The sequence below is a fragment of the Flavobacteriales bacterium genome (genome assembly GCA_016699575.1).
In the GTDB taxonomy this organism is placed as follows: Bacteria; Bacteroidota; Bacteroidia; order Flavobacteriales_F; family PHOS-HE28; genus PHOS-HE28.
Genome location: CP064979.1, coordinates 1,554,329 through 1,564,851 on the forward strand (window position 1 = coordinate 1,554,329; position 10,523 = coordinate 1,564,851).

At 61.7% G+C, this 10,523-nt stretch carries 9 protein-coding genes; 5 read left to right on the plus strand and 4 right to left on the minus strand.

Annotation, left to right across the window (positions count from 1 at the left end):
* Window positions 1-648: a response regulator transcription factor gene (locus tag IPJ76_06420; GenBank protein QQR87854.1), complete on the plus strand. Its 648-nt coding sequence runs from the start codon at window positions 1-3 to the stop codon at window positions 646-648.
* 17 nt (window positions 649-665) lie between these two features.
* On the plus strand, window positions 666-1,370 hold the full coding sequence (locus tag IPJ76_06425) for a phosphodiester glycosidase family protein (protein QQR87855.1): 705 nt from the start codon (window positions 666-668) through the stop codon (window positions 1,368-1,370).
* Here IPJ76_06425 and IPJ76_06430 read toward each other — a convergent pair.
* From IPJ76_06430 to IPJ76_06440, 3 genes are all read right to left on the minus strand, one after another.
* Window positions 1,367-2,368 carry a glycosyltransferase family 9 protein gene (locus IPJ76_06430; GenBank protein ID QQR87856.1) on the minus strand — a complete coding sequence of 334 codons (1,002 nt, stop codon included), beginning with the start codon at window positions 2,366-2,368 and terminating at the stop codon, window positions 1,367-1,369. The two genes, IPJ76_06425 and IPJ76_06430, sit on opposite strands and share 4 nt — an antisense overlap.
* On the minus strand, window positions 2,365-3,120 hold the full coding sequence (locus IPJ76_06435) for a glycosyltransferase family 2 protein (GenBank protein QQR87857.1): 756 nt from the start codon (window positions 3,118-3,120) through the stop codon (window positions 2,365-2,367). Before IPJ76_06435 ends, IPJ76_06430 begins: the two co-directional genes overlap by 4 nt.
* 80 nt (window positions 3,121-3,200) lie before the next feature.
* Window positions 3,201-5,813, minus strand: coding sequence for a S8 family serine peptidase (locus IPJ76_06440; GenBank protein QQR87858.1), 2,613 nt, complete (start codon window positions 5,811-5,813; stop codon window positions 3,201-3,203).
* 190 nt (window positions 5,814-6,003) lie between these two features.
* On the opposite strand from IPJ76_06440, the gene IPJ76_06445 reads away from it, so the two are divergent.
* The 3 genes from IPJ76_06445 (at window position 6,004) to IPJ76_06455 (ending at window position 8,464) form a co-directional block, all read left to right on the plus strand.
* A complete protein-coding gene (locus IPJ76_06445; GenBank protein QQR87859.1) occupies window positions 6,004-6,417 on the plus strand; it encodes a hypothetical protein in 414 nt (137 codons plus the stop codon).
* Between the two features lie 174 nt (window positions 6,418-6,591).
* Window positions 6,592-7,569, plus strand: coding sequence for a hypothetical protein (locus IPJ76_06450; protein ID QQR87860.1), 978 nt, complete (start codon window positions 6,592-6,594; stop codon window positions 7,567-7,569).
* A 139-nt stretch (window positions 7,570-7,708) separates the two neighbouring features.
* Window positions 7,709-8,464, plus strand: a complete 756-nt coding sequence (locus tag IPJ76_06455; GenBank protein QQR87861.1) for a YebC/PmpR family DNA-binding transcriptional regulator — start codon at window positions 7,709-7,711, stop codon at window positions 8,462-8,464.
* A gap of 117 nt (window positions 8,465-8,581) precedes the next feature.
* Here the strand turns inward: IPJ76_06455 and IPJ76_06460 are convergent, their stop codons facing one another.
* Window positions 8,582-10,489 (minus strand): nitrate- and nitrite sensing domain-containing protein, encoded by a 1,908-nt coding sequence (locus tag IPJ76_06460; protein ID QQR87862.1) that lies wholly within the window; start codon window positions 10,487-10,489, stop codon window positions 8,582-8,584.
* Window positions 10,490-10,523: the final 34 nt, after the last annotated feature.

The window sequence follows — 10,523 nt, forward strand, 5'->3', positions numbered from 1 at the left end:
ATGTCGAAGAACAGGATCCGTGTGGCCCTCTGCGACGATCACCGCATCGTTACCGACGGCATGAAGCAACTGCTCAGCAACGTAGACGATATCGATGTGGTGGGCGCCGCGCACGACGGTGTTGAAGCGCTCTACCTGCTGGAGCACCTGAAGGCCGATATCCTCCTCACCGACCTCGACATGCCCAACATGGACGGGCAGCAGCTCACCGGCCGGGTGAAAGAGAAGTACCCGCAGGTGAAAGTCATCGTGCTCAGCATGCACGAGGAAGCAGCAGTGGTAAAACACCTGATGGACCTCGGCGCCGACGGCTATCTGGTGAAGAGCGCGGGCAAGGATGAAGTGCTGCTGGCCATTCGCAACGTGCACGAGGGCCGCAAGCACTTCGGCAGCGGCCTGATGGAAGCCATGATGAAGCAGGCCGCAGCGCCCCGGACCGGCAGTGCCGTGCTCAAGGACCTCAGCGAGCGTGAGGTGGAAGTGCTGGCGGCCTTGGCGGAAGGCCTCGGCAACAAGGAGATCGGCGAGAAGCTCTTCATCAGCCCGCGCACGGTGGACACGCACCGCACCAACCTGATGCGCAAGCTCGATGTGCACAACGTGGCCGGTCTGGTGCGCATCGCCATTGCGGCGGGGCTGGTGAAGTAAGGCCCTACTTTCGGTGCATGCGTGCATTGCTCTGGTTCTCCTTGGCGCTCCTGCTCTACAGCGGGCGTCCACCAGGGCCCGATGACCGTATCGCCTCCGTGGTCTTCGTCCCGGACAAGTTGAACATCAGCATGCACTGGCGCGATGCGGAGGGAAAAGACTACCGGAACATCGGCCGCTTGAAGAGCGACCTGGAACAGCAAGGTCGCACGCTGCTTTTCGCCATGAACGGTGGCATGTACACCCCCGATCATACGCCCGTGGGGCTCTATGTGGAGAGCGGCACACAACACCACAAGCTCAATACGGGCAAGGGCGGCACCGGCAACTTCAGCATGCAGCCAAACGGGGTGTTCGGCGTGCACCAGAACGGCCGGGCCGAAGTGATCACCACGGATGGCGCACGAATGATCACCGATTGGCGCTGCGCCACGCAAAGTGGTCCCATGTTGGTCATTGATGGCAGCATCAATGCGCAGTTCACGCCCGGCTCCAAGAACGTGAACATCCGCAACGGTGTTGGTACCACCACCGATGGCCGTGTTGTCTTCGCCATCAGCCGGGAGCCGGTGAACTTCCACGACTTCGCGCGCTTCTTCCTGGACCAAGGCTGTGCGAACGCTCTCTACTTGGACGGTGCCGTGAGCCGCGCCTACATGCCCGAAGCCGGACTGCAACAGCTCGATGGCGACCTGGGCGTGCTGATCGCCGTGGTGCGCTAGCGTTCCAGCATCTGAAGGACACGCTGCGGTGCGATCCGTGCAATGCAGTCGCACTCCTCCCCTCTTGCACAACGGGGACAATCGGTGTCGTGCACGAGCACATGCGCATCGGTGCCCAGTGGTGCCCAGCGCCCGGGATGGATGGGCCTTCGCATACCGAACAGCCCGATGGCGCGCTTGCCGCACGCAGCCGCGATGTGCAACGGTCCGGTGCTTGCGGCCACCAATGCATCGCTCGCACCAATGACCGCGATCAATTCATCCAGCTTCAACTTGCCACCAAGGTCGGTCACATGCGGCAGGTCCAGCGGCAGTGAACCGCGATAACGCTCTGCTTCATCCTTGGTGCCGGTGACGAGCACATGCCAACGAGCGGGGTCGAGAACGTGGATCAACGCGCTGAAGTTCGGCAGCCCCCACTCCACCGCGCTGCCTTTGCTCAGCGGGTGCAGCACAACAATGCGCTTGCCGGACTGTATCATATTGCGCAAGTCGTCGTTCAGCGCCGACGGCACAAAGCCGATGCACGGAATGAGCGCTTCCGCACTTCCAGGAACAGGGATCCCGAACGGCGCCAATAATTTGATGTTCAACTGGGCTTCGTGCAGCGCACTGTTCTTGCGGGTGAAGTCCACGCGCTCGTTGCAGCTGAACCAATGCCACCAGCGATGGCTCGTTCCGATGCGCCGTGCGATGCCTGCTTGCTTCGCCCAGCGCGCTACTTCACGGTGGGGGAACACATGGACGACCGCATCGGCGTTCGCGGAACGCAGACGCTCGACCGCCACGGCATCACCGGCAGCCTGCAGTTCGTCAAGGGTAATGATGTCGTCCACATGGCTGCTGCATGCCCAGACCGGTCGTGCATAGTTGCGGCAGAGGACAGTGATGTGCGTGCCCGGAGCATGGTGCTTGATCCACCCGGCCGTGGTGAGCGTCACCACGGCATCGCCCAAGGCATCGGGGCGGCTGAGGATGATGCGCCCGGGGATGTTCATCGAGCGCGGTGCAACTGGCGCAGCTTGGCGTACTTGAGGTACGTGGCGAACGCACTGATCCGCGCGATGGTGTAACCGTGCGGACCGTCAAGGAAGCCGAGACCGATGACGTACATGCCAAAGAACTTGGCCACCGGGCCGAACAGGATCTTCAGCGCACCGCCATGCTTCCCACGCGCATGCAATTGCTTGGCACTGATGGTGGTGAAGTAGTCCACTTGCTTGATGTGGTCGCTGAGGGAGTTGTAGCTGTAGTGCAACAGGTCGCCCTGCAAGTGGACGATACGCGCTCCTGCGTCCATCTCATACTTGTCGTGCGGGTTCACACCACCCCAACGGCCTTTCCGACTGTCCCACAGACGCAGCTTTCTGTCCGGGTACCAACCACCGTGCTTGATCCATGTGCCGCAGTAGTTCGTCAGGCGGTTCATGGTGAACCCGTCGGCATCGCTCCGTTGTTTGGCCGCAAGAATGGAAGCTTCCAGTTCAGGGCTCAACGCTTCATCGGCATCGAGCGAAAGCACCCACGGATGCATTGCATGCGTGATGGCGCGGTTCTTCTGTTCGATGTGCCCGTCGAAGGCATGCTGGAAAAAGCGCGCACCATGCTCCCGCGCGATGGCCTCCGTACGGTCAGTGCTGAACGAATCGAGCACCAGGATGTCGTCGGCCACGCGCTTCACCGAGGCCAGGCAGCGGCCCAGGTTGTGCTCTTCGTTGTAAGTGATGATGACGACCGATAGCTGCGGCATCGTGCGCCGAATGTAGGATCCCTGAAAAGACGAGGGTCCCGGCGCACCGGGACCCTCGTTCAGTCAAAAGCCGGAAACCCTCAGTGCATCACTTCGAACTTGCCGCGGGCGAGTTCACTGTTGCCGTTCACCACGCTGTAGAAGTACAGTCCGTCAGCGAGCCACGCCGTGGTGATGGTGGCCCTGCCCCACTCCATGCGGCGACTGGCCACCACGCGGCCGGTGTTGTCCATCACGTTGATGAAGGCATTGGCAGCATCCACACCCGTGAGATCGAAGAAGATGTTGCGATCGGCCGGGTTCGGGAAGAAGTTGACGCGCGCAGCTGCCTGCTCGTTCACGCCGCTGATGAAGTCCACCAGGGTAACGCAGTAGTCCTCCGTCTCGCCGTAGTTGTAACCGTCCGTGCAACCCACGCCGCCGTCGTCGTTGAAGATCATCATCACACGCATGCGTGTGAAGCCCTCCAACGCACCAACGGGAATGGTCAGCGTGCCCGTGACCGCGGTCTGGGTCATGGCCCCGGCATCATAGGCCAGTTCGCCCGTACCGTCGAAATCACCGTTCTGATCGAGGTCCACGAAGACTTTGAAGTACTCATTGAACAACTGCCCATCGAAGCCCGGGGTGAGGGTGATGGGGTGGCCTTGGCCGATCTCCAGTTCGGTGCCGAGACCGGTGTAGTCACCATAGCCATCATCCGTGCCGGTAACGTTGTTCAACGTGCCTACCTGTACGCCCGCGATCCATTCCTCACTGGCGTCATCGCTTTCGCTCGGGCAATACGGCAGGTCGAGACAAGCGCCGCAACCGCTGGTCTTGAAGGAAACGGTATCACTCCACGCCGTGGGGCCGCCACTGCATATGGTCCGCACGGTCACTTCATACGTTGTGCAGGAATCCAAACCAGTGAACTCGTAGAACGCATTGGTGATGCCCGGGATGCTGGTCCAAACGCCGCTGCCCTCCACACTGATCTGCGCCTCGTAGCTGGTTGCCGCACTAACGGCCTGCCAGGTCACATTGCCGCTGTTGTCGCCCACGAAGCCCACGGTCACGAAGTCGGGCGCCGTACAGCAGCCATCCGTGGTGAAAAGCACCGTGCTGAAGCCGCTGCTGATCGAATCGCACAAGCCCTCCACCTGGAACTCATAGGTGGTGCAGCCGGTGAGGCCGGAGAGCGTGTACCCCAACGCAGTTACCTGGCCCAGCGGGATGTAGGCACCGAAGCCGAGCGGACGGTATTGCACGTTGAAGGTGTCCGAAGCACTGCTCTGCCACGTGATGACCACGGTGTTGCTGTCCACGTTGGCAACCGTTAGGTCGTACGGTGCCGGGCAAGGGCCACAGCCATCGAGGATGAGCTGCATGCTGTTGAACGCGTTGATGCGGCCACCGGTGGTGCAGTTGCCGGGCAGGTTGCCGACTTGTTCCACCCCACCGAACAGGGCATCGCGCACGAACAAAGCACCGGCAGCGGGATCGCTTTGCACCAGGTTCATCATGCTGGAGCACGGTGCGCTGTACAGCAAACCGATGACGCCGGCGGTGAGCGGACTGGCGAAGCTGGTGCCGCTGGTGGAGCCGTAGCCACCGCCAATGCTGGTGGTATAGACGTCCTCACCTGGAGCACCCACATCCACCACCGTGGCACCATAGCCGCTGAACGTGCGAACATCCGCATCGTTGGTGGCGGTCACGCTCACCATGAAATCGCTGGTGCAGCCCGTGGGCATGTCGCCCACCACGTCCATGTCGAGGTTGTTGTTGGCGGTGGCGCCGCAGCTAAGCACACCAGCCGCGCCCAGACTGTCGTAGAACGCGCACCAGAGCGGGTAGTCATTGGGGTCCGCGTTGTCGATGCCCCAACTGCTGTTGGTGGCCACGACGAAGGCGCCTTTGTTGCCCCCGGTGGTATTGTAAAGCTTCCGCATTTCCAGGGGGTAGGTGTAGCTCTCGATGACGGCCGCTTCGCTGATGCCGCTGCGGGTAACCACCATCATCTTCACGTCCCAGTTGGCGCCCGCGATACCAAGGCCGTTGTCGCCCTTTGCACCGATCATGCCGGCCACTTGGGTGCCGTGCCCACCGCCGTACACATCATCATCGTTGCCGCTCGGGTTCCAGCCTTGGAAATCGTCCACGAAGCCGTTGGCGTCATCGTCGGTACCGTTGTTGGGGATCTCCTGGAAGTTGAACCACGCGTTCCCGATGAGATCTGGATGTGGGAGGTCTGCATTCTCCACGATGCACACCACGATGGTGTCGCCAGTGGCTGTGAGGCCCCCGGTGCTGATGTCCCACGCGATCTCGCTATCGATGTTGTCGTGGTGCCATACGCTGCCGTATTGCGGGTCGTTCGGCACAATACGGTCCTTCACAACGTGGTTGCTCTGCGCGATGGTGACACCCGGCTGGCTGCGTACCTGACGCACGAAGGCGCTGTGGTCGATGCCGATGGCTTCGTAGTGGAGGAGCCACGCACGCATGGGCCGGCTCAGCTCGCGCACCACATGCAAACCGGTGGGCTCACCGTTGAAGCGGGCGGCCGCTTCAGCAATGGCCTGTGCATCGGCGCCGGGGGCCACCTGGATGATGATGTCGCCGGGAATCGTTTCCGGGCGTTGGGCAAGCACGGATATGGAAGCCGTGGCAAGCAGAAGGACGGGAAAGAAGCGCAACAAGGGGGTCATGGTTTTTCCTGAAGGTGGGCGAAAGTATCCGGCGAGGCACCGCTCGCCCGTTCGGCACCCCCAATTGAGGTTGTCATTCTTGGACCGGCCAGTGGAAAGCAAAGGGCCCCATTGCCACCGCTGAACCCCAATTGCCGTTCATCACACGGCCCCATGGGTCCTGTAACTCCCGGCGTTCGATGCCCGTCCCATGATCACAAGACCGAACAACATCAACACCATCCCCGCCATGAAAAGCTTCAACCTCCTCCGCACCACGATGGTGATCGCCACCGTGTTCACCCTCGGTTACACCCGCGCTGCCGAGCCCCCTGTTACCACCGGAACCACCGACGTCTCCCTGGAGCGCGCGCTCGACAAGGAACTGAACAAGCACATCAGCTTCCCCCTGCTGCGCAAGAACGACATGACCGGCGAAGTGTTCGTGAGCTTCGTGGTGAACAAGGAAGGGAAGGTCGAAGTGATCAACGCCACCAGCAGCAATGACGAGCTCTGCGCCTATGTGCTGGCGAAGCTGGCCTTGGTGGACATCGGCGACAATCCCACCGGCACTTGGAAGACGGAACACGTCCGCTTCGTTTTCGCTCCCGAAGGCAGCATCTGAACCAACGCTTCCCGCACATGAAGAGCCCCGGCTATCCGGGGCTCTTCCCTTTTCACACCCCTCCCACTGCAGGGCGGCCACCGCTCCATTGGGGCGCCAGCGGGCCAACAGGAAATTCCATGGCAGCTGTAACTCCCTCTCCGCGAGCCCGTCCTACGATGGAAGACCGACACCATGAAAACGAAGAACCTTCTGCTGGCCGCCATCATCCTTGTTGCCGCGCCGGCCACCGCCCAAGAAGACACCGTGGCCACCGAGGGCCATCATGCCTTGGCGCTGAAACTCTCCAACGATGGGCTGCAGGCCCAGGTGATCGACCAGCGCGACAGTACCGCGTTCGGCAACGACCGCGATACGCTCCGCCTGGAACTGAAGCACAAGTACATCACCATCCTCTCCGAGCCCAAACCGATGACATCGGAGGACTCGCTGCCCACGCTCCTCAAAGAGCTGCGCCGCGAACGGAAGTACGCCTTCACCCACTGGGACGGTATCGACCTCGGCCTGAACAGCTTCGTTGCGGAGGACGGCCGCATCGGCGATGGCCCGAAGACGAACGGGCTTGCGCTCAACAACTGGCGCTCCCGCTACTTCGCCATCAACTTCGCCACGTGGAAGGTGGAGTTCGGCAGCCACCACGCAGGATTGTACACCGGCGCAGGGATCGAGTTCCGCAACTACCACTTCGCCGACAACACCGTGCTCACCGATGTGGCCGACACCACCTTCGGCATGCCGGTGACGGAGCCCGACTTCCAGAAGAACAAGCTGCGCCAGATCGGCCTGCGCGTTCCGCTGATGCTGGAGTTCAACAGCAAGCGCGCAACGATGCCGACCACCCTGGAAGAGGCCGTGAAGCGCGACAGCGAAGGCTTCAGCACGAAAGGAAACGTGCACCTGGCCTTCGGCCTGGTGGGCAGCGTGTACTTCGATACCATGTACAAGCAGAAGTACACCGATGAGGGCAGCGACCGCAAAGTGCGCGACAAGGACGACTTCAACCTGTTGCCCTACAATGTTGCCGCTGCGGTGCGTCTTGGGGTGGGAAGCCTCGCACTATTCGCCGAGTACGGCCTCACCACGCTGTTCGAGGACGGTGGCAGCCCGGTGCTCGTGCCGGTGACGGTGGGTGTCCAGGTGGTCGGGTTCTGAACGCGTTGAGGTAGGCTTCCAGCGCAACAAGGGAAATACGAGGGAGGCCGAAAGCGGGCCGCCGGTGTGAACGTCACCGAGCGGCCCGCCGCTATTTTCGCCGCCCGTCCGCCTAAGGCGGGCCCTTCAAACGGAACCCATGGGCCGCATCTTCGAGAAACGCAAGCACAAGATCTTCGCACGCAACGCCAAGCTGAGCAAGCTCTTCACCCGCATCGGCAAGGAAATAGCCATGGCGGTGAAGGCCGGTGGGCCGAACCCGGACGCCAACACGCGGTTGCGCATGGCCATCCAGAACGCCCGCGGCATGAACATGCCCAAGGACAACGTGGACCGCGCCATCAAGAAAGCGGCAGCGGGGGGCGAAGGAGCGGATTTCGCCGAGGTCACCTACGAGGGCTACGCGCCCGGGGGGGTGGCCATCTTCGTGGATGCCGCAACCAACAACACCACACGCACCGTGGCCAACGTGCGAAGCTTCTTCAGCAAGTGTGACGGCACCTTGGGCACCAACGGTTCGCTCTCGCACGTGTTCGATCGCAAAGGCGAATTCGTGGTGGAGAACGCCGCGTTGAAGGGCCGCGACGGCGATGAGTTCGAAATGGAGTGCATCGATGCCGGTGCTGATGATGTGCACCGCGATGAAGAGGGGTTCATCATCCTCACCCCGTTCCAAGGCTTCGGTGCCATGCAGCAGAAACTCGAGGAGTTGGGCATCGACAGCAAGAGCGCCGAGCTGAAGCGCTTCCCGTTGTCAATGATCCCCGTCGACCTGACCACGGCCCGCAACGTGATGAAGCTGGTGGACATGCTGGAAGAGGACGACGACGTGAACGCCGTGTACCACAACATGGAACTGAGCGAGGAGGTGGAGGCGGAACTGGCGAAGGGGTGAACCATGTGGCCATGGGTTCATGTGCCCATGTGCTCATGCGGCCGTGCGCATGGGCAACGTGTCTCGATGGTGGCAGTGCGGTTCGAGCAGTTCATGGACAAATGGCCACATGGTTCTTCACCCCACAGCCGTGAAGCGGATGTGGTAGTTGGTGCCGCGTGTACCACTGTCCACCGTAACGAACCCGTTCAGTTGCTCCGTAAGGCTTTCCACCAGGCCCATGCCCAGTGAACTGTCCTCGTTGGGCTGCTGCTGGTTTTCCATGCCCACTCCGTCGTCCGAGTAACGCAGGTCGTAGGTGTTGGGACCGACCGAGGAAAGCACCAGATCGACGCGGCCCTGCTGGCGGCCTTTGAAAGCGTGTTTGAAGCTGTTGGTGATGAGCTCGTTGACGATCAGGCCGAGGGGCACCATCGTGTTCAGGTCCAGTTCCAGGCCGGGTTCGATGATGGCGCCGTACGTGATGCTCTCACGCACATCGTTCACGCGCACCAGCTCGGCGAACAGTTCATCGAGGTAGCGCGCCACGTCGAGGCGGGCGAGGTCATCGCCTTTGTAGAGCTTCTCGTGGATGAGCGCCATGCTGCTCACGCGGCTTTGGCTCAGCTCGAAGGCGTGCTGCAAGCGCTCATCGTCCATGCCCGCACTTTGCAGCCGCAGCAAGCTGGCCACCACTTGCAGGTTATTCTTCACGCGGTGGTGGATCTCCTTGATGAGCGTGTTGATGCGCTCGTTCGCCTGCTCCAGTTTTTCCTTTTCGCTCTGGAGCGCGCGGGTCTGTTCCATGTCGCGGATGCGCGCGGCCTTCAGGTTCTCCTTCATGCGCGCGAGCGAAAGGCCGAGCACGTCCTTCTCGCCGCGGATGGGCACGGTGGTGTCGTAGTTGCCCCGCCCGATCGCTTCAGCGCTGCTGGCCAGCGAGCGCACGTTGTCGATCATGCCATTGAAGGAATCGGCCATCTCACCGATCTCATCATTAGTGCGCACAACCACCTTGCCGCTCACATCGCCTTCGGCAAGCGCATGGGCCGCATTGCTAACCTCGGTCACCGTACGCCGTATGCCGCGCATGATCACCAACGCCATCACCAGCACCGCCGCTACGGTGCCGATGAGGGCAAAGAACACCAGCGATAGCCGCACCTCCGCGTCCGAGAGGTTCTCCTCGCTGGCCGTGATGATGCCCTGGATGGAGCGGTCCTCCACCTTCTTCAGCTTGTCCATGGCCGCACTGCTGATCAGCCACCAACGCTCATTGTCCACGGGCAGCTGGTCCACGCTGCGGCGCTCCATCAGCAGGCCGGTCACCGTGTTCAGGAAGGCGATGGTATCACCGCTGTAGGTGCTACGGTAAGTCGCCAGGACTTCCGCCGGTGCATCGCGCTCGAAGAGCTGCAGGTTGCTTCTGAAATTGGCCAGCTGCAGGCTGATGGTGCTCATATCAGCCGCCAGCAAAGGTTCGCCCACAAGGCCACGGCCCACCTTGCTGCGCACCACGCTCATGGCCTCCTTGGCGTGCAGAAGGTTCATGTGCGCGTACAATCGATCCTTCGTCACGGGGTCCAGCGCCAGCTTGGCGGTGGCCGTCAATTCGTTCAGCAGGTTGTTGTTGATCCTCCGGTAGCTCTGGCCCACTTGGGGTGAGGTGGTACGACGGTCGACCACGCGCTGGCGCAACACGGCCAACCCGTCGAAGGCCGTCTTGCTCTTCCCGCTCTCATCCGCCGCCTGCAAAGCATTGATGGCCTCGTCGGTCTTCACGAACTGGAGCCCGAGGCGCGGCTCGTTCACGGGGCGACCTGCCAGGAAACCCGTGCACAGGGCGTATTCCTTCTGCAGTTCGTGGATGACGTTGCTGAGCAGTTCGATGGTCCGTGCCTGGCCACTGATGTACTGGTAAACATCGCGGCGGTCCAGGCTGCTGTTCATCTGCTTGCCGATGAGCAGCACCATGCCGACCACGGGAATGGCCAGCGTTACCAGGAATTTGGTGCGGACGGGCAGGTCGGCGAAACGCCACTTCATGGTACTACCGGAGCAGGGCGCGTGAATGTAGGGC